The organism is Streptomyces sp. GbtcB6 (assembly GCF_019091475.1).
GTDB lineage: Bacteria > Actinomycetota > Actinomycetes > Streptomycetales > Streptomycetaceae > Streptomyces > Streptomyces hyaluromycini.
In genome coordinates this window covers 1-26,999 of sequence record NZ_JAGXJL010000027.1, presented here as the reverse complement: position 1 = coordinate 26,999, position 26,999 = coordinate 1, and the positions used below count along the sequence as shown (strand labels likewise).

25 protein-coding genes are annotated in these 26,999 nt (G+C 71.3%); 2 read left to right on the top strand and 23 right to left on the bottom strand.

Annotated features, from left to right (window positions below; genetic code table 11):
* Positions 1-20 precede the first annotated feature (20 nt).
* Both KVT45_RS35440 and fmt read right to left on the bottom strand, forming a co-directional pair.
* Positions 21-1,439 (bottom strand): RsmB/NOP family class I SAM-dependent RNA methyltransferase, encoded by a 1,419-nt coding sequence (locus tag KVT45_RS35440; protein WP_217553267.1) that lies wholly within the window; start codon positions 1,437-1,439, stop codon positions 21-23.
* A gap of 83 nt (positions 1,440-1,522) precedes the next feature.
* A complete protein-coding gene (fmt, locus tag KVT45_RS35435; protein WP_217553266.1) occupies positions 1,523-2,455 on the bottom strand; it encodes a methionyl-tRNA formyltransferase in 933 nt (310 codons plus the stop codon).
* Positions 2,456-2,998: 543 nt separating this feature from the next.
* On the opposite strand from fmt, the gene KVT45_RS35430 reads away from it, so the two are divergent.
* Positions 2,999-3,556, top strand: a complete 558-nt coding sequence (locus KVT45_RS35430; protein WP_217553265.1) for a hypothetical protein — start codon at positions 2,999-3,001, stop codon at positions 3,554-3,556.
* 114 nt (positions 3,557-3,670) lie between these two features.
* Here KVT45_RS35430 and KVT45_RS35425 read toward each other — a convergent pair whose 3' ends face one another.
* The 14 genes from KVT45_RS35425 to pyrR form a co-directional block, all read right to left on the bottom strand.
* Positions 3,671-5,842, bottom strand: coding sequence for a primosomal protein N' (locus tag KVT45_RS35425; RefSeq protein WP_217553264.1), 2,172 nt, complete (start codon positions 5,840-5,842; stop codon positions 3,671-3,673).
* Between the two features lie 144 nt (positions 5,843-5,986).
* The gene (metK, locus tag KVT45_RS35420) at positions 5,987-7,195 is read right to left on the bottom strand and encodes a methionine adenosyltransferase (RefSeq protein ID WP_217553263.1); all 1,209 of its coding nucleotides are present in this window, start codon (positions 7,193-7,195) and stop codon (positions 5,987-5,989) included.
* A gap of 239 nt (positions 7,196-7,434) precedes the next feature.
* On the bottom strand, positions 7,435-8,640 hold the full coding sequence (gene coaBC, locus KVT45_RS35415) for a bifunctional phosphopantothenoylcysteine decarboxylase/phosphopantothenate--cysteine ligase CoaBC (protein ID WP_217553262.1): 1,206 nt from the start codon (positions 8,638-8,640) through the stop codon (positions 7,435-7,437).
* Positions 8,641-8,737: 97 nt separating this feature from the next.
* Complete coding sequence (rpoZ, locus tag KVT45_RS35410) at positions 8,738-9,010, bottom strand: DNA-directed RNA polymerase subunit omega (RefSeq protein ID WP_005319902.1); 273 nt, start codon at positions 9,008-9,010, stop codon at positions 8,738-8,740.
* Positions 9,011-9,061: 51 nt separating this feature from the next.
* Positions 9,062-9,655 (bottom strand): guanylate kinase, encoded by a 594-nt coding sequence (gmk, locus tag KVT45_RS35405; RefSeq protein WP_217553261.1) that lies wholly within the window; start codon positions 9,653-9,655, stop codon positions 9,062-9,064.
* 60 nt (positions 9,656-9,715) lie between these two features.
* Positions 9,716-10,039, bottom strand: a complete 324-nt coding sequence (locus KVT45_RS35400; protein ID WP_003977346.1) for an integration host factor — start codon at positions 10,037-10,039, stop codon at positions 9,716-9,718.
* Between the two features lie 267 nt (positions 10,040-10,306).
* On the bottom strand, positions 10,307-11,152 hold the full coding sequence (gene pyrF / locus KVT45_RS35395) for an orotidine-5'-phosphate decarboxylase (RefSeq protein WP_217553260.1): 846 nt from the start codon (positions 11,150-11,152) through the stop codon (positions 10,307-10,309).
* Positions 11,149-12,255, bottom strand: coding sequence for a quinone-dependent dihydroorotate dehydrogenase (locus KVT45_RS35390; protein WP_217553259.1), 1,107 nt, complete (start codon positions 12,253-12,255; stop codon positions 11,149-11,151). Before KVT45_RS35390 ends, pyrF begins: the two co-directional genes overlap by 4 nt.
* 156 nt (positions 12,256-12,411) lie before the next feature.
* Positions 12,412-15,723, bottom strand: coding sequence for a carbamoyl-phosphate synthase large subunit (gene carB / locus KVT45_RS35385; protein WP_217553258.1), 3,312 nt, complete (start codon positions 15,721-15,723; stop codon positions 12,412-12,414).
* On the bottom strand, positions 15,716-16,858 hold the full coding sequence (carA, locus tag KVT45_RS35380; RefSeq protein ID WP_217553257.1) for a glutamine-hydrolyzing carbamoyl-phosphate synthase small subunit: 1,143 nt from the start codon (positions 16,856-16,858) through the stop codon (positions 15,716-15,718). Before carA ends, carB begins: the two co-directional genes overlap by 8 nt.
* On the bottom strand, positions 16,855-17,424 hold the full coding sequence (locus KVT45_RS35375; RefSeq protein WP_217553256.1) for a hypothetical protein: 570 nt from the start codon (positions 17,422-17,424) through the stop codon (positions 16,855-16,857). Before KVT45_RS35375 ends, carA begins: the two co-directional genes overlap by 4 nt.
* On the bottom strand, positions 17,421-18,707 hold the full coding sequence (locus KVT45_RS35370) for a dihydroorotase (RefSeq protein ID WP_217553255.1): 1,287 nt from the start codon (positions 18,705-18,707) through the stop codon (positions 17,421-17,423). Before KVT45_RS35370 ends, KVT45_RS35375 begins: the two co-directional genes overlap by 4 nt.
* 5 nt (positions 18,708-18,712) lie before the next feature.
* Positions 18,713-19,693: an aspartate carbamoyltransferase catalytic subunit gene (locus KVT45_RS35365; RefSeq protein ID WP_217553254.1), complete on the bottom strand. Its 981-nt coding sequence runs from the start codon at positions 19,691-19,693 to the stop codon at positions 18,713-18,715.
* Between the two features lie 85 nt (positions 19,694-19,778).
* On the bottom strand, positions 19,779-20,372 hold the full coding sequence (gene pyrR, locus KVT45_RS35360; RefSeq protein WP_089103253.1) for a bifunctional pyr operon transcriptional regulator/uracil phosphoribosyltransferase PyrR: 594 nt from the start codon (positions 20,370-20,372) through the stop codon (positions 19,779-19,781).
* A 252-nt stretch (positions 20,373-20,624) separates the two neighbouring features.
* Here pyrR and bldD point away from each other — a divergent pair, with 252 nt between their 5' ends.
* Positions 20,625-21,128 (top strand): transcriptional regulator BldD, encoded by a 504-nt coding sequence (gene bldD / locus KVT45_RS35355; RefSeq protein WP_020938842.1) that lies wholly within the window; start codon positions 20,625-20,627, stop codon positions 21,126-21,128.
* Between the two features lie 256 nt (positions 21,129-21,384).
* On the opposite strand, the gene nusB is transcribed toward bldD, so the two are convergent.
* The 7 genes from nusB to KVT45_RS35320 all read right to left on the bottom strand — a co-directional run.
* On the bottom strand, positions 21,385-21,816 hold the full coding sequence (nusB, locus tag KVT45_RS35350) for a transcription antitermination factor NusB (protein WP_089103252.1): 432 nt from the start codon (positions 21,814-21,816) through the stop codon (positions 21,385-21,387).
* A 2-nt stretch (positions 21,817-21,818) separates the two neighbouring features.
* Positions 21,819-22,385 (bottom strand): elongation factor P, encoded by a 567-nt coding sequence (gene efp / locus KVT45_RS35345; protein WP_217553253.1) that lies wholly within the window; start codon positions 22,383-22,385, stop codon positions 21,819-21,821.
* Positions 22,386-22,437: 52 nt separating this feature from the next.
* The gene (locus KVT45_RS35340) at positions 22,438-23,544 is read right to left on the bottom strand and encodes an aminopeptidase P family protein (RefSeq protein ID WP_217553252.1); all 1,107 of its coding nucleotides are present in this window, start codon (positions 23,542-23,544) and stop codon (positions 22,438-22,440) included.
* Positions 23,545-24,119: 575 nt separating this feature from the next.
* A complete protein-coding gene (locus KVT45_RS35335) occupies positions 24,120-24,956 on the bottom strand; it encodes a Pro-rich N-terminal domain-containing protein (RefSeq protein ID WP_254647816.1) in 837 nt (278 codons plus the stop codon).
* Positions 24,957-25,096: 140 nt separating this feature from the next.
* Positions 25,097-26,188, bottom strand: a complete 1,092-nt coding sequence (aroB, locus tag KVT45_RS35330) for a 3-dehydroquinate synthase (RefSeq protein ID WP_217553251.1) — start codon at positions 26,186-26,188, stop codon at positions 25,097-25,099.
* On the bottom strand, positions 26,185-26,667 hold the full coding sequence (locus KVT45_RS35325; RefSeq protein ID WP_217553357.1) for a shikimate kinase: 483 nt from the start codon (positions 26,665-26,667) through the stop codon (positions 26,185-26,187). Before KVT45_RS35325 ends, aroB begins: the two co-directional genes overlap by 4 nt.
* A gap of 32 nt (positions 26,668-26,699) precedes the next feature.
* Positions 26,700-26,999, bottom strand: a 300-nt coding sequence (locus tag KVT45_RS35320; RefSeq protein WP_217553250.1) for a chorismate synthase, incomplete at its 5' end; no start/stop codon positions are given.

Genomic DNA, 26,999 nt, shown 5'->3' with positions numbered 1-26,999 from the left:
AAGCGTCCCCGCCCCCCACCTCAGCCAGTCTTCCGGATCAGCGCCAGGTACATCGCGTCCGTGCCGTGCACATGCGGCCACAGCTGTACATCCGGCCCTTCCCCGAGCTCCGGCACCCCCGGCAGCAGGGGACGCGCATCCATCAGCTCGGTCTCCGGACGCTGCTTCAGCACGTCCTGGACCACCGCCCGCGTCTCCGCCAGATGCGGGGAACAGGTCGCGTAACCGACCACCCCGCCCACCCGCACCGAGTCGATCGCGGTACGCAGCAGCGCACGCTGCAGCGGAGCGAAGTTGTCGAGGTCCTCCGGACGGCGGCGCCACCGTGCCTCGGGGCGCCGGCGCAGCGCGCCCAGCCCCGTGCAGGGAACGTCCATCAGGACCCGGTCGAAGGTGCCGGGGCGCCACGGCGGCCGGGTGCCGTCGGCGGCGATGACCTGGTACGGCCCCGGGTTGCCGTGCAGCGCCTTCTCGACCAGCCCGGCCCGGTGCGGCTGCTTCTCGGAGGCGAGCAGCACAGCCCCCCGCTCGGCGGCCAGCGCGGCGAGCAGCGCTGCCTTGCCGCCGGGTCCGGCACAGCCGTCCAGCCACTTCTCGTCCGGGCCCTCGACCGGCGCGCCCGCGAGCGCGAGGGCGACCAGCTGACTGCCCTCGTCCTGCACACCGGCCCGGCCCTCCTGGACGGCCGTGATGGCGCCGGGCTCCCCGCCCTCGGTGAGCCGCACAGCGTACGGCGACCAGCGCCCCCGTACGGCGGCCTCCTCCCCGAGGAGTTCCTCGGCGGTGGACCGCCCGGGCCGGGCGACCAGCGTCACCTCGGGCCGCTCGTTGTCGGCGGCCAGCAGCTCCTCGATCCCCGCACGGCCGCCGCCCAGGGAGTCCCAGAGCGCGGAGACGACCCACCGCGGGTGCGAGTGCACCACGGCCAGGTGGTCCTCGGGGTCCTCGTCGTAGGGCGGCGCGACCTTCGCGATCCAGCCGTCGAGATCGTTCTGCGTGACCTTGCGGAGCACGGCGTTGACGAACTTGGCCCGCCCGTCGCCCAGCACCACCCGGGCCAGTTCGACGGAGGCGGAGACGGCCGCGTGGCTGGGAATCCGCGTGCCGAGCAGCTGATGCACCCCCAGACTGAGCACGTCCAGCACCGGCGGGTCCACCTCGCGCAGCGGCCGGTCGACACACTCGGCGATGATCGCGTCGTACGTTCCCTGCCGGCGCAGCGTCCCGTACACCAGCTCGGTCGCGAGCGCGGCGTCCCGCCCGTCGAAGTCGCCCTTCTCCCGGGCCTTGCGCAGCAACGGCGGCAGCACGAGGTTGGCGTACGCGTCCCGCTCGTCCACGGCGCGCAGCGCCTCGAAGGCGAGGATGCGGACGGGGTCCCGCTGGGGACGACGGTATGGCTTGGCGGGCCTGCGCGGCCGCCGGGACTGCTCGCTCACGAAAAAGGTGCTCCGGGTATGAGGATGAGGCGAATCCCAGCGTACGCCGCGTACGCCGGAAAGCCGCTGCTGGGAGAGGGCGCTCAGGCTCCGAGGGACTCCCCGGTGCCGATGCGCACACCGCGCGCCCAGTCCGCGGCCCGCATCGGCTTCTTGCCCTGAGCCTGCACCCAGAGCAGCTCCACGGCGTACGACCCCGTCCCCGCGTGCACGCTGTTCTTCCCCACGGCGATCTGGGCCGGGGCGAGATCGGTCCGCTCGGGCACCGGCGTGACGTGGATGAGCTTGAGCCGCTCACCGCGGAAGGTGGTCCAGGCGCCGGGGGCCGGGGTACAGCCCCGCACCACCCGGTCGACCCTCAGCGCCGGCGCCGCCCAGTCGACCTTCGCGTCCTCGACGGTGATCTTCGGCGCGAGGGTGATGCCCTCGCCGGGCTGCGGTACGGCCTTGAGCCTGCCGTCCTCGATGCCGTCCATGGTCGCGGCGAGCAGGCCGGCCCCGGCGAAGGCGAGCCGGGTCAGCAGGTCACCGCTGGTGTCGGTGGGCCGGATCTCCTCGGTGACGGTCCCGTAGACGGGCCCGGAGTCGAGCCCCTCCTCGATGAGGAACGTGGAAGCGCCCGTGATCTCGTCCCCCGCCATGATGGAGTGCTGCACCGGCGCCGCCCCGCGCCAGGCGGGAAGCAGCGAGAAGTGCAGGTTGACCCACCCTTGGGCAGGCACGTCCAGCGCAACCCGCGGCAGCAGCGCGCCATACGCGACCACCGGACAGCAGTCCGGCCCGATCTCCCTCAGCCGCTCCAGAAACTCCGGATCGCGCGGCTTGAGCGGCCGCAGCACCTCGATCCCGGCCTCCATCGCCCGCTCGGCCACAGGCGAAGCGACCAGCCTGCGCCCCCGCCCGGCCGGCGCATCGGGGCGCGTGACCACGGCGGCCACCTCGTGCCGTCCGGAGGAGATGAGAGCGTCCAGAGCAGGAACGGCGACTTCGGGAGTACCGGCGAAGACAAGCTTCATGGGCGACTGCGACCCTCTCGAACGACATCAACACGGCCAACACGCAAGTCTATGCCGCAACAATCAACCACCACCCACACACCACAGCCCCGCAGCACAGCAGACCACGTCCCCGCAGACCGCAGTCCACGAACGGCGGCGGCAGGCGGCAGGCGGCAGACGGCAGACGGCAGACGGCAGACGGCAGACGGCAGACGGCAGACGGCAGACGGCAGACGGCAGACGGCAGGCGGCAGGCGGCAGGCGGCAGGCGGCAGGCGGCAGGCGGCAGGCGGCAGTAAAGCCAAGTGCCCACGGCGAACGGCCAGCCGCCGACGGCGAGTACCCCCGCAGGTCGCTCGACCTCTCTGCCGACTGGGACGGGCGGTGCGCGGGTGGGAGAGCTCCCGGGTGGTGCAAACCCCGCCGCACGGCGTACGCATATGCCCATACGCCCCCACACCGTGACCAGCGGAGCGCCCACGCGTTGGTCAAGAGAGAGTTGACCACAACGGGCCGCATGCGCGGCCCATTCCTTTCAACGCCGGTTCGAGAGGCTTGTTCATGGCCGACCACGCAACCCACGACGCCCAGGCCCGGGCCAGCCTGCACTTGCTGGTGCGGGACATCGAGCGGGTCCGCCGACAGGTGGACGCACTACGCACGCTCACCGCCCAGTTGGGCAACGTCTACCGCCCGCGCCGCTCCGGCCCGTCCACGGGCTTCGTCGTCTACGGACGCGCCCCCGCCCCGACGGTCCGTCTCGCCCAGGAACTCCGGGACAGTGTCGAGACCCTGGTCACGGCAGCCGTGGACTTCGACCGTTCACTCGGCTTCTCGTGGGACGCGGTGGGCTCCGCGCTCGGAGTCACCAAGCAGGCGGTGCACCGCCGTTACGGCGCCCGTCGCGCCGCGGCCCAGACGACGACGGCCACGGTCACGGCCGAGCCCGACCGGTCCACGGAACCGTCGGGCACCCGCACGCTCAGCGTGGGCGGCGGCCTGCCCACGGTGCCGACGGTCCCGGCCGCCCGCTCCATGCCGACCCAGCCGACCGCCGGCAGCCCCGCCCTCCGGGACGAGGCCAGGCCGACAGCCTTCCCCGGCCCGCGCAACGGCTGACGCACACAGCGGCTGACGCACACAGCGGCCGACCGACACCACGGCTGACCTGAAGGGCAGACCCGCCCACCTCTGCCCTCCCGGCAAGCATCCGGGAGGGCAGCCGTCTGCCGGTCACCCGATGTCCGGCGGATCGATCCGCACCCGAACCGCCTCCCCACCCCCAGCCCCGCTCCCGCTCCCACTCCCCCGCGCCATCCGCGCCGCCTGAGCCGACTTCAGCGCGGAGGCGAGCGCCGCCCCACTCCCCGGCGGCACCCGTACCAGCGCCCGCTCCCAGTGCTCCCCCGGCGGCGGCGCTCCCGCCCTCCGAGGCGCCCCGGCCCGCACCACGGGCACCGGCACCGGCCCCAACACCTCGGCGTCCGGCGGAAGTTCGACCGTACCGAGGAACTCGGCGAGCGCCTCCGCCGTCCCCGAGACCGCCGCCATCCGCGACACCGGCGGAAACCCCAGCTCCGCCCGCTCGGCCAGCTCCCGTACCGCGTGCCCGACGGGATCCCACCGCACCAGCGCCTGCACGGGCCGCAGCGTCGGCTCCGCGACGACGACCACGGTCCCGCCGTCCCCCTGCGGCCGCACCAGCGCCCCGGCCGCGATCCACCGGCGCAGCGCGTCCTCACCGGCCCGCAGATCCGGCCGCCCCAGCATGGCCCAGCCGTCCAGCAGCAGGGCCGCCGCGTAGCCGCCCTCGGCGACCGGCTCGGCGCCCGGGGTGCTCACGACCAGTGCGGGTGTCCCCGGCACGGTGTCCAGCACCTGCTCGCGCCCCGAGGTCCGTACGGGTACGGCGGGAAAGGCCCTCCCCAGTTCCTCGGCGGTCCGCCGGGCCCCGACCACCTGGGCCCGCAGGCGGAAGCCGCCGCACTCGGGGCAGTGCCAGTCGCCCTCCCCACGCCCGCACCACCCGCATGCCAGCGCCCCGGCGTCGCGCGCCTCCAACGGGCCGGCGCAGTGCCGGCAGCGAGCCGGTTCCCGGCACTGGGCGCAGGCCATCCGCGGCACATACCCCCGCCGGGGCACCTGCACCAGCACCGGCCCGTGCCGCAGTCCGTCCCGGACGGCCTGCCAGGCGAGCGTCGGCAGCCGCGCGGCCCGGGCGGCCTCGTCCCGGGCGAGGTCCCCGTCACCGACCGTCCGTACCAGTGGCGCCGCCCGCCGTACCTGCTCCCGTCCCGCCACCAGGGGCCGCGCCCAGCCGTTCTCCACGAGCTGTGCGGCCTCCACCGTGCAGCTCCAACTGCCCAGCAGAAACCCGCACTTGTCCAGCGCCGCACGCAACAGCAGCACATCCCGCGCATGCGGCTGCGGGGCGTGCTGTTCGCTGTGGCTGTCGTCCCCGTCGTCCCAGATCGCGACGAGCCCGAGATCCCGGACCGGCGCGAACATGGCCGCCCGCGTCCCCACCACCGCCCGCACCGAGCCGCGGCTGACGGCGAGCCACTGCGCGTACCGCTTCTCGGGCCCGGCGTCGGCCGTGAGCAGCGCATGCCGCCCTTCGCCCAGCACATCGGTCAGCGCGGCATCGACCCGCGCGGCGGCCCGTCCGTCCGGTACGACGACGAGCGCGCCGCGTCCCGAGGCGAGTACGGCGCCGACGGCCCGGGCGATCTCCTCGCTCCACCCGGGCCCCGGCAGGGCGTTCCACACCGCACGCGGCGCGCCGCCGGAGGCCAGCGACTCGACGAAAGCGGACCCGTGCTCGTACCGCGTCCAGGATCCGGCGCCGGGCACCGGCGGGGGCGGCAGCGGCTCGGGGGACGGCCGCTGCTCGGCCCGTACGCTGCGCGGCGGCACGGCCAGCTGCAGCACATCCGCGAGGCTCCCCGCGTACCGGTCGGCGACCGCCCGTGCGAGCCGCAGCAGCTCCGCACTCAGCACCGGCTCGGGCGACACCACCTGGGCCAGGGCGGCCAGCGGCCCCGAGTAGTCGGACTCGGCGAGCCGCTCCACCAGGAACCCGTCGATGAGCCCCCCGCCCTCCCGGCGCCCGTCCCGCACCCGGTGCCGTCCGGCCCCGAACCGCACCCGCACCCGCACCCCCGGCTGCGCGTCGGCGTCCAGCTCGGCGGGGACGGCGTAGTCGAAGTACCGGTCGAGATGGAGCACGCCCTTGTCCACGAGCACCCGCGCGACCGGCAACCGCTCGGCCAGCGCGGCCCCCCGCCAGGTCCGCGGCTTGGCCCGGGGCACCTTGGCCCCCCGCACGCTCTCCCGAATGAGCGCGAGCTGCTCCGGCGGCGCCCCTCCGGCGCCCTCGCCCCCCTGCCCGTTCTCGCTGCTCACCCTTGCATTCTTACCAAACGCCACTGACAACCGGAGCCGCCGGAGATCACTCTCGGCGCCCGGCCGCTTCCCGCGGCCCCGGGACACGGCGAAGGCCCGGCTCCCCCGAAGGGAAACCGGGCCTTCGCCGAGGCGGCTCCGGGGTTACAGACCCGCGGCCTTGCGCAGGGCGTCCACGCGGTCCGTGCGCTCCCAGGTGAAGTCGGGGAGCTCGCGGCCGAAGTGGCCGTACGCGGCGGTCTGGGAGTAGATCGGGCGGAGCAGGTCGAGGTCGCGGATGATGGCGGCCGGGCGCAGGTCGAAGACCTCGTCGATCGCCTTCTCGATCTTCTCGGTGTCGACCTTGGCGGTGCCGAAGGTCTCGACGAAGAGACCGACGGGCTCGGCCTTGCCGATCGCGTACGCGACCTGGACCTCGCAGCGCGACGCCAGACCTGCGGCGACCACGTTCTTGGCGACCCAGCGCATGGCGTACGCGGCCGAGCGGTCGACCTTGGACGGGTCCTTGCCGGAGAAGGCACCGCCACCGTGACGGGCCATGCCGCCGTAGGTGTCGATGATGATCTTGCGGCCGGTCAGGCCGGCGTCGCCCATCGGGCCGCCGATCTCGAAGCGGCCGGTCGGGTTGACCAGCAGGCGGTAGCCCTCGGTGTCGAGCTTGATGCCCTCGTCCAGCAGGGCCTTCAGCTCCGGCTCCACGACGAACTCGCGGATGTCGGGCGCGAGCAGCGACTCCAGGTCGATGTCCGAGGCGTGCTGGCTGGAGACGACGACCGTGTCGAGGCGGACGGCCTTGTCGCCGTCGTACTCGATGGTGACCTGCGTCTTGCCGTCCGGGCGCAGGTACGGGATGGTGCCGTTCTTGCGGACCTCGGAGAGGCGCTTGGAGAGGCGGTGCGCCAGGAAGATCGGGAGCGGCATCAGCGTCGGCGTCTCGTCCGTCGCGTAGCCGAACATCAGGCCCTGGTCACCGGCGCCCTGCTTGTCCAGCTCGTCCTCGTCGCCCTCGACCCGGTTCTCGTACGCCGTGTCCACGCCCTGGGCGATGTCCGGGGACTGCGCGCCGATCGAGACCGAGACGCCACAGGATGCTCCGTCGAAGCCCTTCTTCGAGGAGTCGTAGCCGATCTCGAGGATCTTGTTGCGGACCAGCGTCGCGATGTCCGCGTACGTCTTGGTCGTGACCTCGCCGGCCACGTGCACGAGGCCGGTGGTGATCAGCGTCTCGACGGCGACCCGGGAGGTCGGGTCCTCACGCAGAAGCGCGTCGAGAATGGTGTCGCTGATCTGGTCAGCGATCTTGTCGGGGTGACCCTCGGTCACGGACTCCGAGGTGAACAGGCGACGGGACACAACGCTCCCTGGGGTTGCAGCGGCTGCTGGCTGATCATTGGCGGACAACGCGGGGGCTGCACCCGGGCGTCGTCCGAGAACAGTTTATCGGTCGCACTCGGCCGCCGGCCCATCTGTCTCGACACTCGGGAGTGCTGTGACCTGCGGCACGGGCATTCTGCCCAATGGTCGGCGGCCTTGACCAGAGTCACCGCACCGTAATGTCACACCCGAGAAAGTTGACATATGGCTGAAATAAGTTAACCCAAACGGACCGCCACCAGATCCCACACGGTGTCGGCGAGAGCCTCCTTCGGCCCGTGCGGCACAGGCGTCTCACTGCCGTCGGCGCCCAGCACCACGGCCTCGTTCTCCTCGGAGCCGAAGGTCTTGCGCTCGCCCACCTCGTTCACCACGAGCAGGTCGCAGCCCTTGCGTGCCAGTTTGGTCCGGCCGTTGGCGAGGACGTCGTCGGTCTCGGCGGCGAAGCCGACGATCACCTGTCCGGACCGCGCCCGGTCGGCCGAGATCTCCGCGAGGATGTCCGGATTTCGCACGAGGACGATCGGTTCGGGGTCCTGGCCGTCCTTCTTCTTGATCTTCCCGGCCGCGTAGACCGCGGGACGGAAGTCGGCGACGGCGGCGGCCATCACCACGGCGTCGGCGTCGGCGGCCGCCTTCAGCACCGCCTCGCGCAGCTGTACGGCCGTACCGACCGGGACGACGTCCACGCCGGCCGGGTCCGGCAGGCCTGTGGTGTTCGCGGCGACCAGCGTCACCCGGGCGCCCCGGGCGGCGGCCGTGCGGGCGAGGGCGTAGCCCTGCTTGCCGGAGGAGCGGTTGCCGAGGAAGCGGACGGGGTCGAGAGGCTCGCGGGTGCCGCCGGCGGAGACGACGACGTGCCGGCCGGCCAGGTCGGGCTCCCGCACCCCTCGCGCGAGGACGCGACGGCAGACCTCGAAGATCTCCGCCGGGTCGGGCAGCCGGCCCTTGCCGGTGTCGACGCCGGTGAGGCGGCCGACCGCCGGTTCGATGACGACGGCGCCGCGGCGGCGCAGCGTGGCCACGTTCTCCTGGGTGGCCGGGTGCTCCCACATCTCGGTGTGCATCGCGGGGGCGAAGACCACCGGGCAGCGGGCCGTGAGGAGGGTGTTGGTGAGCAGGTCGTCGGCGAGGCCGTGAGCGGCCTTGGCGAGCATGTCGGCGGTGGCGGGGGCGACGACGACCAGGTCGGCGTGCTGGCCGATGCGGACGTGCGGGACCTCTTCGACGCGGTCCCAGACCTCGGTGGAGACGGGGTTGCCGGAGAGGGCGGACCAGGTGGCGGCGCCGACGAAGTGCAGCGCGGAGGCGGTGGGCACGACCCGCACGTCGTGGCCCGACTCGGTGAACCTTCTCAGCAGCTCACAGGCCTTGTAGGCGGCGATGCCGCCGCTGACCCCCAGCACGACCTTCGGCTTGTCCACCGGGCCTCCACTCGTCGAATCCATGACGCCATCACACACCACAGGCCCGGCAGTCGGTTGCCGGGCCTGTGGATAAGTCAACTGCAATATGAAAGTACTACTGCGCCGGGCCCTCAATGGCCTCGGAGGTCAGCAGACCCGCGTTGATCTCGCGCAGGGCGATGGAGAGCGGCTTCTCGTGGACGTGGGTGTCGACGAGCGGACCGACGTACTCGAGGAGGCCCTCGCCGAGCTGCGAGTAGTACGCGTTGATCTGGCGGGCACGCTTGGCCGCGTAGATCACGAGGCTGTACTTCGAGTCGGTGGCCTCGAGGAGCTCGTCGATCGGAGGGTTGATGATGCCCTCGGGCGCGGTGATGGAAGAGGACACGCTCTGCCTTCCGATGGATGGGAAAGATTCAGTCTGAATGATCAGCAACGATCACACAACGTCCATCAAGGCTAGCAGCTCGCGCGCCACGTCCTCGACGGAGGTGTTGACCAGGGTTTCGTCGAACTCCGGCTCGGCCGCGAGTTCGATCTTGGCCGCGTCCAGCCGGCGCTCGATCACCTCGGGCGCCTCGGTGCCGCGTCCGGTGAGCCTGCGCACCAGCTCCTCCCAGGAGGGCGGGGCCAGGAACACCAGCCGGCCGTCCGGCATGGTCTCGCGGACCTGCCGGGCGCCCTGGAGGTCGATCTCCAGGAGGACCGGTACACCGGCTTCGAGGTGCTCCAGCACCGCGGCGCGCGGGGTGCCGTAGCGGTTGCCGGCGAATTCGGCCCACTCCAGGAGCTCGCCGTTGGCGATCAGCTTGTCCATCTCCTCGTCGGAGACGAAGAAGTAGTGGACTCCGTGCTTCTCGCCCGGGCGAGGCCTGCGGGTGGTCGCCGACACCGAGAGCCAGACCTCGGGGTGTTCCTTGCGCATATGGGCGACGACCGTGCTCTTTCCGACCCCGGAGGGGCCGGAGAGCACGGTCAGCCGCGGACGTACGTCCGGGGGCTCGGGGGTCGTCCCCCGGAATGTTGCAGCCATGCAGCGATTATTCCAGCAATCGCGGGCCGCCCGGGACGGCTGCCCCGGACGGCCCGGCGATCAGGAGCCGGTGCTGCCGAACTCGCGCTCCAGGGAGGCGATCTGGTTGGACCCGAGGCCACGCACCCGGCGGCTCTCGGAGATCCCGAGTCGCTCCATGATCTGCTTGGCGCGGACCTTGCCCACGCCCGGCAGGGACTCGAGCAGGGCGGAGACCTTCATCTTGCCGATGACGTCGTTTTCCTGGCCCTGCTTGATGACCTCGTGAAGAGAGGCGCCGGAGTGCTTGAGTCGATTCTTGACCTCGGCCCGCTCCCGGCGAGCCGCGGCGGCCTTTTCGAGCGCGGCTGCGCGCTGTTCAGGGGTAAGGGGCGGAAGAGCCACGCCTACGTCACCTCGGATGTCGAACTGTCGGATACGGACCGGTGAGGAACCTAGTCGCCCCACACCTGGGGAGCTACGAGCAACACGCTTGCCCGTTGACTCTGCTCGGAGACTAGCGGGCAAGTCCGCCGGAGTCAGCGAGAACAGCGGAAAAGTCCTGGTCAGCCTCCGCCAGGCCAGACATTTCAGACATACTGCCCCGGATTTGAGGATGTATTCACGTTCGGGCAGTCGCCGAAGAGCCCGCCGCGGCACTCCTCGGAGTCCTCACCGACCTGCGACGACGTCCCGGATCTCACCCGCGAACCGCTCCGCGGCCGCCCGCAGAGCCCCGACATCGGGACCGTGACGCAAAACACCTCGGCTCACGTTTGGAACCACGTTGCGCACCGCGGCCCCGAAGACCGTGGGAAGGTCGGCGGCCGTCGCGCCCTGCGCACCGACGCCCGGCGCGAGGAGCGGGCCGTTGATGTCGAGGTCGTACGACGACAGGTCGCCGACCGTGGCACCGACGACGGCGCCGAAGGACCCCAGCGGCTTCTCCCCCGCGTTCTCGGCGGCCAGGTGGGCCAGCATGGTGGCGCCGACCGTACGGCCGTCGGCGCGCACCGCGTGCTGCACCTCGGGGCCCTCCGGGTTGGAGGTGAGCGCCAGCACGAACAGGCCGGCCCCGCTCTCCCGGGCCAGCGCGACGGCCGGGCTGAGCGAGCCGTAGCCGAGGTACGGCGAGACGGTCAGCGCGTCCGAGAACAGCGGGGCGTCCTTGTGCAGATAGGCCTCCGCGTACCCGGCCATGGTCGAGCCGATGTCGCCGCGCTTGGCGTCCATCACGACCAGGGTCCCGGCCGCCCGCGCCTCCTGCACCACCCGCTCGAGCACGGCGATCCCCCGTGAGCCGAACCGCTCGAAGAACGCGCTCTGCGGCTTCATGACCGCGACCCGGTCGGCCACCGCCGCCACGACGGTACGGCTGAACCGCTCCAGGCCCGCGACGTCGTCGTTCAGACCCCACTCGGCGAGCAGCGAGGCGTGCGGATCGATACCGACGCACAGCGGACCGCGCTCGTCCATCACACTGCGCAGCCGCGCGCCGAAGGGCTCCAACGGGCTCATACGGTCTTCCTCACATCGGCGCCGACCGCGTCGGCGAGGGTGGCGTACGGGCTGGTGCGCAGGCGCGCCGCGAGGCCCTTGTGGAGGTCGCGAGCGTAGAACGGCCCCTCGTAGATGAAGGCGCTGTAGCCCTGGACCAGCGTGGCACCGGCCAGGATGCGCTGCCAGGCGTCCTCGGCGTTCTCGACGCCGCCGACGCCCACCAGGGTGATCCGGTCGCCCACGCGCGCGTACAGCCGCCGCAGCACCTCCAGGGAGCGCGCCTTGAGCGGCGCCCCGGAGAGCCCACCGGTCTCCTTCACCAGGCCGGGATCGGAGCGCAGCCCCAACTCGTCCCGCGCGATGGTGGTGTTGGTCGCGATGATCCCGTCCAGACCCAGCTCCACGGCCAGGTCGGCGACGGCGTCGACGTCCTCGTCGGCGAGGTCCGGCGCGATCTTCACCAGCAGCGGCACCCGCCGGTTGGCCGCCACGCGGTCGGCGGCCTCGCGCACGGCCGTCAGGAGCGGCCGCAGCTGATCGACCGCCTGGAGGCTGCGCAGGCCCGGCGTGTTCGGCGACGACACGTTCACGACCAGGTAGTCCGCGTACGGCGCGAGCCGCTCGGCCGACTTCACGTAGTCGCCGACGGCCTCGGCCTCCGGTACGACCTTGGTCTTGCCGATGTTCACGCCCACGACGGTCCTGAAGACGGCCTCACGGGTCGCCAGCCGCGCGGCGACGGCGAGCGAACCGTCGTTGTTGAAGCCCATGCGGTTGATGAGCGCCCGGTCCGCGACGAGCCGGAACAGCCGCTTCCTGGGATTGCCGGGCTGCGCCTCACCCGTCACAGTCCCGATCTCGACATGGTCGAACCCGAGCATCGACATCCCGTCGATCGCGACGGCGTTCTTGTCGAACCCGGCGGCAAGCCCGAACGGCCCGTGCATCCGCAACCCGAAGGCCTCGGTGCGCAGCTCCTTGTAGCGGGGAGCGAGGACAGCGGCGACGAAAGTGCGCAGCACGGGGATGCGAACGGCGAGCCGGATCCACCGGAAGGCCAGGTGGTGGGCCTGTTCCGGGTCCATCCGCTTGAAAACGAGGTTGAAGAAGATCTTGTACATGGAGTCCTCATGCGGAGGGGGACACCGTCACCGGTGCCCCCCTTCATAGACAGCTGGGCAACGCGCCCCGTCAGGGGCGCGGGGCAGTGCTCAATATGCGGCTCCGCCGCGTGGGCGCGACCAGCCACAACCGGCCCGCAGCCGAACCACGGCCTATCAGTCCCTCGCGGCCGTCAACCTCTCCGCGTGCTCCTGGAGCGACCGCACCCCCACGTCCCCATGGTTCAGCGCATCGATGCCCTGCACAGCCGCCGCCAGCGCCTGCACGGTCGTCAGACACGGCACCGACCGCGCCACCGCGGCCGTCCGGATCTCGTACCCGTCCAGGCGACCCCCGGTGCCGTACGGCGTGTTGACGATGAGGTCCACCTCGCCGTCGTGGACGAGCTGCACGATCGTCTTCTCGCCGTTGGGGCCGACCCCCTCCGACTGCTTGCGCACGACGGTCGCGTTGATGCCGTTGCGCTTGAGCACCTCGGCCGTGCCGGAGGTGGCCAGCAGCTCGAAGCCGTGGGCGACCAGCTCGCGCGCCGGGAAGATCATGGAGCGCTTGTCGCGGTTGGCGACGGAGATGAACGCGCGGCCCTTGGTGGGCAGCGGACCGTACGCCCCGGCCTGCGACTTGGCGTACGCCGTGCCGAAGACCGAGTCGATGCCCATGACCTCGCCCGTGGAGCGCATCTCCGGGCCGAGGACGGTGTCCACACCGCGTCCCTGGATGTCCCGGAACCGCGACCACGGCATGACCGCCTCCTTGACGGAGATCGGCGCGTCGAAGGGCAGTTCGCCGCCGTCGCCGTGGGCGGGCAGCAGCCCCTCGGCACGGAGTTCGGCGACGGTCGCGCCCAGCGAGATCCGGGCGGCCGCCTTGGCCAGCGGCACCGCGGTCGCCTTCGAGGTGAAGGGCACCGTTCGGGACGCGCGCGGGTTGGCCTCCAGCACGTAGAGGATGTCGCCGGCCATCGCGAACTGGATGTTGATGAGGCCGCGGACGCCGACGCCCTTGGCGATGGCCTCGGTCGAGGCCCGCAGCCGCTTGATGTCGAAGCCGCCCAGCGTGATCGGCGGCAGGGCGCAGGCAGAGTCGCCGGAGTGGATGCCGGCCTCCTCGATGTGCTCCATGACCCCGCCGAGGTAAAGCTCCTCGCCGTCGTACAGCGCGTCGACGTCGATCTCGATCGCGTCGTCCAGGAACCGGTCGACGAGCACCGGCCGGGAGGGGCTGATCTCGGTCGACTCGGCGATGTAGGTGGCGAGGCGGGTCTCGTCGTAGACGATCTCCATGCCGCGGCCGCCGAGCACGTACGACGGCCGGACCAGCACCGGGTAGCCGATCTCGTCGGCGATGGCCTTGGCCTCGGCGAAGGTGGTCGCCGTGCCGTGCTTGGGGGCCGGCAGGCCCGCCTCGGCGAGGACCCGCCCGAAGGCGCCCCGGTCCTCGGCCGCGTGGATCGCCTCGGGCGAGGTGCCCACGATCGGCACGCCGTTGTCCTTCAGCGCCTGCGACAGGCCCAGCGGGGTCTGGCCGCCCAGCTGCACTATCACACCGGCGACCGGACCGGCCTGCTGCTCGGCGTGCACGATCTCCAGCACGTCCTCCAGCGTCAACGGCTCGAAGTAGAGGCGGTCGGAGGTGTCGTAGTCGGTGGAGACGGTCTCGGGGTTGCAGTTGACCATCACGGTCTCGTAGCCCGCGTCGCTCAGCGCGAAGGACGCGTGCACGCACGAGTAGTCGAACTCGATGCCCTGGCCGATGCGGTTGGGACCGGAGCCCAGGATGATGACGGCCGGCTTCTCGCGCGGCGCGACCTCGGTCTCCTCGTCGTAGGAGGAGTAGAAGTACGGCGTCTTCGCGGCGAACTCGGCGGCGCAGGTGTCGACCGTCTTGTAGATCGGGCGCACGCCCAGCGCGTGCCGGACCTCGCGGACGACGTCCTCACGCAGCCCGCGGATCTCGCCGATCTGCTGGTCGGAGAAGCCGTGCCGCTTGGCGTCGGCGATCAGCTCGGCGCTCAGCTCCGGCGCCTCGGCAAGCTCGTCGGCGATCTCCTTGATCAGGAAGAGCTGGTCGACGAACCACGGGTCGATCTTCGTGTACTCGAAGACCTCCTCCGGCGTGGCGCCCGCGCGGATGGCCTGCATGACGGTGTTGATCCGGCCGTCGGTGGGCCGTACCGCCTCGCGCAGCAGCGCTTCCTTGTCGCCGGGCTCGCCGACGAAGGTGAACTGGCTGCCCTTCTTCTCCAGCGAGCGCAGCGCCTTCTGGAAGGCCTCGGGGAAGTTGCGGCCGATGGCCATCGCCTCGCCGACCGACTTCATGGTGGTGGTCAGCGTGGAGTCGGCCTGCGGGAACTTCTCGAACGCGAAGCGCGGGGCCTTGACGACGACATAGTCGAGCGTGGGCTCGAAGGAGGCCGGGGTCTCCTGCGTGATGTCGTTGGGGATCTCGTCCAGCGTGTAGCCGACGGCCAGCTTCGCCGCGATCTTCGCGATCGGGAAGCCGGTCGCCTTGGAGGCGAGCGCCGAGGACCGTGACACGCGCGGGTTCATCTCGATGACGATGACCCGGCCGTCCTCGGGGTTGACCGCGAACTGGATGTTGCAGCCGCCGGTGTCGACGCCGACCTCGCGGATCACGGCGATGCCGATGTCCCGCAGGATCTGGTACTCGCGGTCGGTGAGGGTCATCGCGGGCGCGACGGTGATCGAGTCGCCGGTGTGCACGCCCATGGGGTCGAAGTTCTCGATGGAGCAGACGACCACGACGTTGTCGTGCTTGTCGCGCATCAGCTCCAGCTCGTACTCCTTCCAGCCGAGGATGGACTCCTCCAGGAGCACCTCGGTGGTCGGGGAGAGCGTGAGGCCCTGGCCGGCGATGCGGCGCAGCTCCTCCTCGTCGTGGGCGAAGCCGGAGCCGGCGCCGCCCATGGTGAAGGAGGGGCGGACGACGACCGGGTAGCCGCCGCCGAGCTCCTCGACGCCCGCGAGGACCTCGTCCATGGTGTGGCAGATGACCGACCGCGCGGACTCGCCGTGCCCGATCTTGCGGCGGACCTCCTCCACGACGTCCTTGAAGAGGTCGCGGTCCTCGCCCTTGTTGATGGCTTCGACGTTGGCGCCGATCAGCTCGACGCCGTACTTGGCCAGGACGCCGTTCTTGTCGAGCGAGATGGCGGTGTTCAGGGCCGTCTGGCCGCCCAGGGTGGGCAGCAGGGCGTCGGGGCGCTCCTTGGCGATGATCTTCTCGACGAACTCCGGGGTGATCGGCTCGACGTACGTGGCGTCGGCGATCTCCGGGTCGGTCATGATCGTCGCCGGGTTGGAGTTGACCAGGACGACCCTGAGGCCCTCGGCGCGCAGCACGCGGCAGGCCTGGGTGCCGGAGTAGTCGAACTCGGCGGCCTGGCCGATGACGATCGGGCCGGAGCCGATGACCAGGACGGACTGGATATCGGTGCGCTTAGGCACGCTGGCCCTCCATCAGGGAAACGAAGCGGTCGAACAGGTAGGCGGCGTCGTGCGGGCCGGCTGCCGCTTCGGGGTGGTACTGGACGGAGAAGGCGGGCTGGTCGAGCAGCTGCAGCCCCTCCACGACGTCGTCGTTCAGGCAGACGTGGGAGACCTCGGCGCGGCCGAACTTCGTCTCGCTGACCTTGTCGAGCGGCGCGTCCACGGCGAAGCCGTGGTTGTGCGCGGTGACCTCGACCTTGCCGGTCATACGGTCCTGCACCGGCTGGTTGATGCCCCGGTGGCCGTACTTCAGCTTGTACGTGCCGAAGCCGAGGGCGCGGCCGAGGATCTGGTTGCCGAAGCAGATGCCGAAGAGCGGGGTCTTCCGCGCCAGAACGGACGTCATCAGGGCCACCGGGCCGTCGGCCGTCGCCGGGTCGCCGGGGCCGTTGGAGAAGAACACGCCGTCCGGGGAGACGGCGTACACGTCGTCCTCGGTGGCGGTCGCGGGCAGCACGTGCACCTCGATGCCGCGCTCGGCCATGCGCTGCGGGGTCATCCCCTTGATGCCGAGGTCGATCGCGGCGACGGTGAACCGCTTCTCCCCGACCGCCGGGACGACGTACGCCTCCTTGGTGGCGACCTCCTCGTACAGCGAGGCGCCCTTCATGTGCGGCTGGGCCTGCACGCGCGCGAGGAGCTCGGCGTCGGTGGTGATCGCCTCGCCGGAGAAGACGCCGGCGCGCATCGAGCCGCGTTCGCGCAGGTGCCGGGTGAGGGCGCGGGTGTCGATCCCGGAGATGCCGACCACGCCCTGCGCGACCAGTTCCGCGTCCAGCGAACGCTTGGCGCGCCAGTTGGAGGGCACGCGCGCGGGGTCGCGCACGACGTAGCCGGAGACCCAGATGCGGCTGGACTCGTCGTCCTCGTCGTTCCACCCCGTGTTGCCGATCTGGGGGGCGGTGGCGACCACGATCTGGCGGTCGTACGACGGGTCGGTCAGGGTCTCCTGGTAGCCGGTCATACCGGTGGAGAACACGGCCTCGCCGAAGGTCTCCCCCACGGCCCCGTAGGCGCGGCCGCGGAAGATCCGGCCGTCCTCCAGGACGAGTACGGCGGGAACCCTGGCGGCTCCCCTGGTGGAGGTCGTCATCGTTCGGCGCCTTCCGTGCTGGGTGTCTTGATCATGGAGTTGATGGCGTCGACCCACTCGGTGTGCTCGGCCGCGTGGTCGGAGCGGAAACCGGAGTCGATCAGCTTGTCGCCGTGCGCCCAGGTCACCACGAGGAGTCCGCCCTCGGTGAGGACCTTGCCCGCGATGCCCTTGCCGAGCAGGGCCTCCCGGAGCGCGTCGGCGGGGATGAAGAAGTCGGTCGCGCCGGGGCGTACGACGTCCAGGCCCGCGTCGGTCAGGGTGAGCTCGGCCCGGCTGCGGGAGCCGAGGCCGCGGGCCACGATGCGGTCCAGCCACTGCCCGGCGGTGGTGGAGCCGTGGTAGCGGCCGCTCATCGTCAGTTTCGCTTCACCGAGGTCGTCCGGCGCGGTGGGGAGCTCGGGGAGGTCGCTCTGGAGGGTGCCGCGCCACTTCCAGCCCTCGCGCATCAGCCAGTAGACGAGCGCGACGAACAGGGCGAGGCCGACGAGCCAGCCGATGCGGGCGGACCAGTCGGTGACCGCGGCCGACTTCTTCTCGTCGGCCAGCAGGATCAGAGGTGTCACGTCAGCTTCCCGTCCACGAGCGTCGCCTTGCCCCGCAGCCACGTGTGGGTGACACGGCCCGGCAGCTCGCGTCCCTCGTACGGGGTGTTGCGGCTGCGCGAGGCGAAGCCCGCGGGGTCCACCCGGCCACGGTATTCCGTGTCGACAAGGACGAGGTTGGCGGGCTCACCTGCCGAGACGGGACGGCCGTGACCGGCGGCCTGTCCGATCCGCGCGGGCTTGACGGACATCCGGTCCGCGACTCCGGCCCAGGTCAGCAGGCCGGTGTCCACCATGGTCTCCTGGACCACCGACAGCGCGGTCTCCAGGCCCACCATCCCCATGGCGGCCGCGGCCCACTCGCAGTCCTTGTCCTCGTGCGGGTGCGGAGCGTGGTCGGTGGCGACGATGTCGATCGTGCCGTCGGCCAGCGCCTCGCGCAGGGCCATCACGTCCCGCTCGGTGCGCAGCGGCGGGTTGACCTTGTAGACCGGGTTGTACGACCGCACCAGCTCGTCGGTGAGGAGCAGGTGGTGCGGGGTGACCTCGGCGGTGACGTCGATGCCCCGGGACTTGGCCCAGCGCACGATCTCGACGGAGCCGGCGGTGGAGAGGTGGCAGATGTGGACGCGGGAGCCGACGTGCTCGGCGAGCAGGACGTCCCGGGCGATGATCGATTCCTCGGCCACCGCCGGCCAGCCGCCCAGTCCCAGCTCCGCCGAGACGACGCCCTCGTTCATCTGGGCGCCCTCGGTCAGCCGGGGCTCCTGGGCGTGCTGGGCGACGACCCCGCCGAAGGCCTTCACGTACTCCAGCGCGCGGCGCATGATCACGGCGTCGTCCACGCACTTGCCGTCGTCGGAGAAGACGGTGACCCCGGCGGCCGACTCGTGCATGGCGCCGAGCTCGGCGAGCTTCCTGCCCTCCAGGCCGACGGTGACCGCGCCGATGGGCTGGACGTCGCAGTAGCCGTGCTCCTGGCCGAGCCGGTAGACCTGCTCGACGACACCGGCGGTGTCGGCGACCGGGAAGGTGTTGGCCATGGCGAAGACGGCCGTGTAGCCGCCGCTCGCGGCCGCGCGGGTGCCGGTGAGGACGGTCTCGGAGTCCTCACGGCCGGGCTCGCGCAGATGCGTGTGCAGGTCGACCAGGCCCGGCAGCAGCACCTTGCCGCCGGCCTCGATGACCTCAGCCCCTTCGGCGGACAGACCGGAGCCGACCGCCTCGATGGTCTCGCCGTCGATCAGTACGTCCTGCGGCTCACCGCCGAGCACCCTCGCACCACGGATCAGGATCTTGCTCATGGATGTTACTTCTCCTCGGTGGTGCGGGCGTGGCTGACGGCGGGTTCGTTGCCGCCGAGCAGGAGGTACAGAACGGCCATCCGGATGGAGACTCCGTTTGCGACCTGCTCGACTACGGTGCAGCGCTCGGAGTCGGCGACCTCGGCGGTGATCTCCATGCCGCGGACCATCGGGCCGGGGTGCATCACGATGGCGTGCTCGGGCATCTTGGCCATGCGCTCGCCGTCGAGGCCGTAGCGCCGCGAGTACTCGCGCTCGGTCGGGAAGAACGCCGCGTTCATGCGCTCGCGCTGCACGCGCAGCATCATCACCGCGTCGGACTTGGGCAGTACGGCGTCGAGGTCGTACGACACCTCGCAGGGCCACCGCTCGACCCCGACCGGCACCAGGGTGGGCGGGGCGACCAGGGTGACCTCGGCGCCGAGGGTGTGCAGCAGGTCGACGTTGGAGCGGGCGACGCGGCTGTGCAGGATGTCGCCGACGATGGTGATGCGCTTGCCGGCCAGGTCCTGCCCTATCCCGGCGTCCCGGCCGACCAGGCGGCGGCGCATGGTGAAGGCGTCCAGGAGGGCCTGGGTGGGGTGCTGGTGGGTGCCGTCGCCGGCGTTGATGACGGCCGCGTCGATCCAGCCGGAGTTGGCGAGGCGGTAGGGCGCTCCGGAGGCGCCGTGCCGGATGACGACGGCGTCGACGCCCATCGCCTCCAGGGTCTGGGCGGTGTCCTTCAGGGACTCGCCCTTGGAGACGCTGGACCCCTTGGCGGTGAAGTTGATGACATCGGCGGAGAGGCGCTTCTCGGCGGCCTCGAAGGAGATCCGGGTCCGGGTCGAGTCCTCGAAGAAGAGGTTGACGACGGTGCGGCCGCGCAGGGTCGGCAGCTTCTTGATCGGCCGGTCGGCGACCCGGGCCATCTCCTCGGCGGTGTCGAGGATCAGGACGGCGTCGTCGCGGGTGAGGTCGGCGGCCGAGATGAGATGACGCTGCATCTGTCAGGCTCCGTAAGGCAGTTCACATATCGGGAGATTGCGGGCAGGCATGGGCGCACCGGAGCGGTGCGAGCCCCTCGGCCTGCTACGAGGTCGGCTTCGCGCCGAGCAGCACGGTGTCGCGACCGTCCTCCTCGGCGAGCAGGACCTTGACCGTCTCCCGCAACGACGTGGGGAGGTTCTTGCCGACGTAGTCGGCGCGGATGGGCAGTTCGCGGTGGCCGCGGTCGACCAGCACCGCGAGTTGGACCGCACGGGGGCGCCCGATGTCGTTCAGGGCGTCGAGGGCGGCGCGGATGGTGCGGCCGGAGAAGAGCACGTCGTCGACGAGGATCACCAGCCTGCCGTCGATGCCGTCACCGGGGATCTCGGTGCGGGCCAGCGCACGCGGCGGGTGCATGCGCAGGTCGTCGCGGTACATGGTGATGTCGAGCGAACCGACGGGCATCTTGCGGTCGGTGATCTCCTCCAGCTTGGCGGCGAGCCGCTGGGCGAGGAAGACGCCGCGGGTCGGGATGCCGAGGAGCACCACGTCGTCGGCACCCTTGGCGCGCTCGACGATCTCGTGGGCGATGCGGGTCAGCACCCGCGCGATGTCCGGGCCCTCGAGAACGGGCCGCGCATCGGAAGCCTGCACCGCGGTGTCAGGCTTTTCCTGCTTGTTCTGCTTGTTGTCCATACGAAACGGACCCCCTTCTCCGCCTCACGGGACGGACTTTAAAGGACGTCGGATTTGCGCCATCAACGGTAGCAGGTGGCGAAGAGGCCCCTGATCACCCCCCTGGCGTAATCGGTCATCGCTACCACGGAAGAGTCGGTGCGGACCATTCGGCTTGACGCAACAGAGTAACGCTGCGTAACCTCACAGTGAGTTACCAGCCGCGCGGCAGGACCAAGGCCGGCCGCGTCGACACAGTGTCCGGGGAGCCATATGTCCAGCGAATACGCCAAACAGCTCGGGGCCAAGCTCCGGGCCATCCGCACCCAGCAGGGCCTTTCCCTCCACGGTGTCGAGGAGAAGTCCCAGGGGCGCTGGAAGGCCGTGGTGGTCGGTTCGTACGAGCGCGGCGACCGTGCCGTGACCGTACAGCGCCTTGCAGAGTTGGCGGATTTCTACGGGGTTCCGGTGCAGGAGCTGCTGCCGGGCACGACCCCGGGCGGTGCCGCCGAGCCCCCGCCGAAGCTGGTCCTCGACCTGGAGCGGCTGGCCACCGTGCCGGCCGAGAAGGCGGGCCCGCTCCAGCGCTACGCGGCGACCATCCAGTCCCAGCGCGGTGACTACAACGGCAAGGTGCTGTCCATCCGCCAGGACGACCTGCGCACACTGGCCGTCATCTACGACCAGTCCCCCTCGGTCCTCACCGAGCAGCTGATCAGCTGGGGCGTCCTGGACGCGGACGCCCGCCGCGCGGTAGCCACCCACGAAGACGCCTGAGCCGCCCAGCGCCTGAGCAGAAACGTGCCGCCGGGGTGGCTGGAACTTGACGGTTCCGGGCCGCCCCGGCGGTCTTCTGTCATCGCCCCTCGCATAGTGAGCAACGGCGGCGGCGCCAACCTGGGGGCGCGGGGAACTGCGCGAACGGCCACACACGGCCCGCAGCCGCCCTACAACCGCACCACCCACCCCATTGGGCACACGAACGCCGGAGGGCCCGCAGCAAGCTGCTGCGGGCCCTCCGGCGTTCGTCGGCTCACGCCTCGCGGCGCAGCGACGGCTTCAGCTCCTTCAGACGCCCCAGGAGCCCGTTCACGAACGAGGGCGACTCGTCCGTCGAGAACTCCTTCGCGAGCTGCACCATCTCGTCGAGGACGACGGCGTCCGGCGTCTCGTCGACCCAGATCAGCTCGTACGCGCCCAGGCGCAGGATGTTGCGGTCGACGACCGGCATCCGGTCCAGCGTCCAGCCGACCGCGTACTGGGCGATCAGCTCGTCGATACGCGTGACGTGCTCGGCGTAGCCCTCGACCAGCTGCATGGTGTACTCACTCACCGGCGGCTGCCGGGTGTCGTCCCGGGACAGCCGGATCCAGTCCGCGAGGACGGTCAGGACGTCGGCCCCGCGCTGGTCGCCCTCGAAGAGGATCTGGAAGGCACGCTTGCGGGCCGTGTTGCGGGCAGCCACGGTTAGCTGTTCACCCGGCCGAGGTAGTCGCTCGTGCGGGTGTCGACCTTGATCTTCTCACCGGTGGTGATGAAGAGCGGGACCTGGATCTGGTGACCGGTCTCCAGGGTGGCCGGCTTGGTGCCACCGGTGGAGCGGTCGCCCTGGACGCCCGGCTCGGTCTCCTGGATGGTCAGCTCGACGGCGGCCGGGAGCTCGACGAAGAGCACCTCGCCCTCATGCTGGGCGACGACGGCCGTGAAGCCCTCGATCAGGAAGTTCGCGGCGTCGCCGACGGCCTTCGGGTCGATGTGCAGCTGGTCGTACGTCTCCATGTCCATGAAGACGAAGTACTCGCCGTCCATGTACGAGAACTGCATGTCGCGCTTGTCGACAGTGGCCGTCTCGACCTTGACGCCGGCGTTGAAGGTCTTGTCGACCACCTTGCCGGACAGCACGTTCTTGAGCTTGGTGCGCACGAAAGCGGGGCCCTTGCCGGGCTTGACGTGCTGGAACTCGACGACGGACCAGAGCTGGCCGCCTTCGAGCTTGAGCACCAGGCCGTTCTTGAGGTCGTTCGTGGAAGCCACGGTTGCGGAATCTCCTGGACTGACGTGGACGACCCCGGGGCACGCACCTTGCCTAGAGTGCGAGCAGCTCCTTGGTCGTGATGGTGAGTAGCTCGGGTCCGCCGTCCGCCTCGGGGCGCACGACGAGCGTGTCATCGATCCGGACGCCGCCCCGGCCCGGGAGGTGGACCCCCGGTTCGACGGTGACCGGCACGCAAGCGTCCAGTTTACCCATGGCTGAAGGGGCGAGCTGCGGGTCCTCGTCGATTTCGAGTCCGACGCCGTGTCCGGTGAGGGGCTGCAGGTCCTCCGCGTGGCCCGCGGAGTCCAGAACCTGGCGGGCGGCGCGGTCGACGTCACGGCACGCGGCGCCGGGCACGAGGCTCTCCCGGCCGGCCCGCTGGGCGGCGAAGACGAGGTCGTAGAGCTCGATCTGCCAGTCGGCGGGCGAGGTGCCGATCACGAAGGTACGGCCGATCTCGCAGCGGTAGCCGCGGTAGGTCGCGCCGAGGCAGACGGAGAGGAAGTCGCCCTCCTCGACCCGCCGGTCGGTGGGGCGGTGGCCGCGGCGGCCTGAGTTCGGGCCGGTCGCCACGGAGGTGGGGAAGGCCGGGCCGTCGGCGCCGTGGTCGACCAGGCGCCGCTCCAGCTCCAGGGCGAGGTGCCGTTCGGTACGGCCGACGAGGATCGACTCCAGCAGCTCGCCGAGGGCCTGGTCGGCGATCTCGGCGCCGATGCGGAGGCAGGAGATCTCCTCCTCGTCCTTGACGACCCTGAGCTGCTCGACGGCGCTGCCCAGGTCCGTCAGGCGGAGGTGAGGGGCGACGGAGGCGAGGGCGCGGTGCCGGGCCACGGTGAGGTGGTGCTCCTCGACCGCGAGGGCGTCGGCGTCCTGGGCGGCGGCGAGGTCGGCGGCGGCCACGGCGGGGTCACCGCCGGGGCCTTCCAGGAGGTGCGGCCGCAGGGACTCGTCGGGGCGGGCCCCGGTGGCGCGGTCGTCCAGCGGGCCGGGGCAGACGAGGAGATCCTCGCGTTTGCCGAGGAGCAGGACGGAGCCGTTGGGTGCGGCGCCGGCGAGGTATCTCACGTTGGCCGGGTGTGAGATGACGGCGGACTGGCTGCCGGCCGCGTGGCAGCGTTCCCTCAGCCTGGTTCGGCGGGCCGCGTACACGTCTGACATGAGTCGAGCGTAGGAGGGGTGGGCGGTTTGTGCCGGTTGAGGGGGGCCGAGTGGGGTGGCGGGACGCCGTTGTCGGGTGCAGCCCCGCGCCCCTGGAGAGACCGGTCGTCCTTCGGCTGCGGGCCGGTGGGGGTGTTTCGCGCAGTTCCCCGCGCCCCTGAAAAGACAGGCCGTCGTACGGCTGCGGGCCGGTGGGGACGATCGCGGCCACCCGGCGGAGCCGCATATCGCTACAGCCCCGCGGCCCTGAAAAGACAGGCCGTCGTACGGCTGCGGGCCGGTGGGGGTGTTTCGCGCAGTTCCCCGCGGCCCTGAAAAGACAGGCCGTCGTACGGCTGCGGGCCGGTGGGTGATCGCGGCCACCCGGCGGAGCCGCATATCGGTACAGTCCCGCGGCCCTGAAAAGACAGGCCGTCGTACGGCTGCGGGCCGGTGGGGGTGTTTCGCGCAGTTCCCCGCGCCCCTGAAAAGACAGGCCGTCGTACGGCTGCGGGCCGGTGGGTGATCGCGGCCACCCGGCGGAGCCGCATATCGGTGCAGTCCCGCGGGCCTGAGGGGGTGGCAGTCCCGTGTCTTTACCAGTTCGGGGGGCTTGCTATTGCTCTTGCCAGGACGTCGTCCAGGACTCGGGCCGTGGTCGGGACGTCCAGTTGGGAGTTGTCGATGATGGGGAGGCCCGAGCCGTACCAGCCCGCCATGCGGCCGTGGATGCGGGCCACCTCCTCGTCGGTGAGGCGGCGGTTGCCCGTGCGTTCCGCGTTGCGCTCCAGGACGATGTCGAGGCCGGGGAGGAGGACGACGGGGAGCAGGCCGGGGCCGACGTGGCGCTTCCAGCCGCCGAGGCCGACGACCGGGCGGTCCGGGAAGACCGCGTCGTCGAGGATGCACGAGATCCCGTTGGCCAGGAAGTTGCGCGCGGCGAAGCCGCAGGTGCGGCGGGCGAGGCGGTACTGGGCCTCGGAGTGGTCGTTCCAGCCGGACTGGGGGTCGGCGAAGCCCGAACGGACCCACTCGCGGACGTCGTCGAGGCTGATGTGGGCGGTGGGGACTCGGCGGTGGTCGGCCCAGTACTTGGCCACGCTGGTCTTGCCCGCACCGGCCGGGCCGATGAGGAGGACGGCCAGAGTGGTGGTGGTCGGGTCGGGCGCGGTGGTCGCGGCCGGGGGCGCGGTCGGGATGCCCACCGGAGCACCCGGCGGCAGCGGGACGTGGCCCGTGCTGTCGGACGGCGGCGGGGCCGAGGGAAGCGGGGGAATCGGAGGAGCCGACGGCTGCGGTGGCGCGGCCGGCGGTGGCGGCACGGGCACGGAGCCCTGGGGCGCTCCCGGGTGCTGTGCGGCCGGCTGCCAGCCGGTCGGTCCCTGCCCCGGCTGATGGGGCGGAGGCAGCGGAGATCCCACTGCGTGCTGCATCCGGTGCCACTCCGTCTCGTCATGTTCGGCTGCGCTCGTTACCGAACGGTACCGCCCGCGGTCGTCCTTTGGTGAAACGGCCGGGGGCGGTCCGAAGTGCCCGCGTCGCCAGGCGAATCGGGCGGAAGGAAGCGGCGGGCCTACTGCCCGACCTCGCCGTACGCGGCGAGCAGCACGGCCGGGTCGGGGCCCTCCAGGACCGTCGGCTTGGCGAGGCCGTCCAGGACGATGAAGCGGAGCAGGTCGCCGCGGGACTTCTTGTCGACCTTCATCGTCTCGACCAGCTTGGGCCACTGGTCGTAGCGGTAGTGCAGCGGGAGGCCGACGGACTCCAGGACCGTACGGTGGCGGTCTGCCGTCGCGTCGTCCAGGCGGCCGGCCAGCCGGCCCAGCTCGGCGGCGAAGTGCATGCCGACGGCGACCGCGGCGCCGTGCCGCCACTTGTAGCGCTCGTTCTTCTCGATGGCATGGCCGAGCGTATGACCGTAGTTCAGGATCTCCCGCAGACCCGCCTCCTTCAGGTCCGAGGAGACGACCTCCGCCTTGACCCGGATGGAACGCTCGATCAGCTCGGCCGTGTGCGGGCCCGCCGGGGTGCGCGCGGCCTCAGGGTCGGACTCGATGAGCTCCAGGATCACCGGGTCGGCGATGAAACCGGCCTTGATCACCTCGGCGAGCCCGGAGACGTAGTCGTTGACCGGGAGGGAGTCCAGGGCGGCGAGGTCGCAGAGGACACCGGCCGGCGGGTGGAAGGCACCCACCAGGTTCTTGCCCTCGGCCGTGTTGATGCCCGTCTTGCCGCCGACCGCCGCGTCCACCATCGCCAGCACCGTGGTCGGGATGGCGATCCAGCGGACTCCGCGCAGCCAGGTCGCGGCCACGAAACCGGCCAGGTCCGTGGTCGCGCCGCCGCCCACGCCGACGATGACGTCGGAGCGGGTGAACCCGGACTGGCCCAGCGCCTTCCAGCAGTAGGCGGCGACCTCGGCGGTCTTGGCCTCCTCCGCGTTCGGCACCTGGATGGCGACGGCCTCGTAGCCCTGCCCGGCCAGGTCGGCGCGGAGCGCGTCACCGGTCTCGGCGAGCGCCTCGGGGTGCACGACGGCGACCCGCTTGGCCTTCTCGCCGATCAATCCGCCCAGTTCGCCGAGGAGTTGACGGCCCACCAGGACCTCGTACGGCTCGGTGCCCGCCGTGCCGCCGACCTGGATCCGGGTGACTGCCTCGCTCATGCTTCCTTCAACTCCAGTGCGTCCAGCGCTGCTTGGGTGACCTCTTCGGGCGTACGCCCGTCGGTCGCCACGACGACCGTGGCAACCTCCTCGTACAGGTGGCGCCTGGCTTCCATCAGCTCGCGCCACTGCTTGCGCGGGTTGATGGCGAGCAGCGGCCGGGCCGCGTTCAGGCCGGTGCGCTTGACGGCCTCCTCGACGTCCATCGAGAGGTAGACCACCCGCCGGCCCACGAGCAGCCCACGCGTGTCCGCGTCCAGGATCGCGCCTCCGCCGAGCGCGAGGACACCCTCGTGCTCGGCCAGCGCCGCCCGCACCGCCCGCTTCTCGACCGCCCGGAACACCGCCTCGCCCTCGGCCAAGAAGATGTCCGCGATGGCGCGGCCCTCGGCGGCCACGATGTCCTCGTCGGTGTCCCGGTAGCCGACCCCCAGCCGCTCCGCGAGCAGCTGCCCGACCGTGGACTTGCCCACGCCCATCGGCCCGACCAGCACCACCCTCGGTGCGCTGGTCACCGGATGGCCAGGTGGTCGAGGTACGACCGGACGTTGCGGCGGGTCTCGGGGACCGAGTCGCCGCCGAACTTCTCCGCGACCGCGTCCGCCAGCACCAGGGCCACCATCGCCTCGGCGACGATCCCGGCGGCCGGCACCGCGGAGACATCCGAGCGCTGATGATGCGCCTGGGTGGCCTCACCCGTCGTCACATCGACGGTCTGCAGGGCACGCGGCACAGTCGCGATCGGCTTCATCGCGGCCCGCACCCGCAGCAGCTCACCCGTGGACAGCCCACCCTCGGTACCACCCGCCCG

Excerpts from the sequence above, each read along its gene's own strand:
- fmt (WP_217553266.1), bottom strand. The coding sequence starts at position 2,455 with ATGAAGCTTGTCTTCGCCGGTACTCCCGAAGTCGCCGTTCCTGCTCTG.
- KVT45_RS35430 (WP_217553265.1), top strand. The coding sequence starts at position 2,999 with ATGGCCGACCACGCAACCCACGACGCCCAGGCCCGGGCCAGCCTGCAC.
- gmk (WP_217553261.1), bottom strand. The coding sequence starts at position 9,655 with ATGGCTGCAACATTCCGGGGGACGACCCCCGAGCCCCCGGACGTACGT.
- pyrF (WP_217553260.1), bottom strand. The coding sequence starts at position 11,152 with ATGAGCCCGTTGGAGCCCTTCGGCGCGCGGCTGCGCAGTGTGATGGAC.
- KVT45_RS35390 (WP_217553259.1), bottom strand. The coding sequence starts at position 12,255 with ATGTACAAGATCTTCTTCAACCTCGTTTTCAAGCGGATGGACCCGGAA.
- carA (WP_217553257.1), bottom strand. The coding sequence starts at position 16,858 with ATGACGACCTCCACCAGGGGAGCCGCCAGGGTTCCCGCCGTACTCGTC.
- KVT45_RS35370 (WP_217553255.1), bottom strand. The coding sequence starts at position 18,707 with ATGAGCAAGATCCTGATCCGTGGTGCGAGGGTGCTCGGCGGTGAGCCG.
- KVT45_RS35365 (WP_217553254.1), bottom strand. The coding sequence starts at position 19,693 with ATGCAGCGTCATCTCATCTCGGCCGCCGACCTCACCCGCGACGACGCC.
- pyrR (WP_089103253.1), bottom strand. The coding sequence starts at position 20,372 with ATGGACAACAAGCAGAACAAGCAGGAAAAGCCTGACACCGCGGTGCAG.
- bldD (WP_020938842.1), top strand. The coding sequence starts at position 20,625 with ATGTCCAGCGAATACGCCAAACAGCTCGGGGCCAAGCTCCGGGCCATC.
- KVT45_RS35340 (WP_217553252.1), bottom strand. The coding sequence starts at position 23,544 with ATGTCAGACGTGTACGCGGCCCGCCGAACCAGGCTGAGGGAACGCTGC.
- KVT45_RS35335 (WP_254647816.1), bottom strand. The coding sequence starts at position 24,956 with ATGCAGCACGCAGTGGGATCTCCGCTGCCTCCGCCCCATCAGCCGGGG.
- aroB (WP_217553251.1), bottom strand. The coding sequence starts at position 26,188 with ATGAGCGAGGCAGTCACCCGGATCCAGGTCGGCGGCACGGCGGGCACC.
- KVT45_RS35325 (WP_217553357.1), bottom strand. The coding sequence starts at position 26,667 with ATGGGCGTGGGCAAGTCCACGGTCGGGCAGCTGCTCGCGGAGCGGCTG.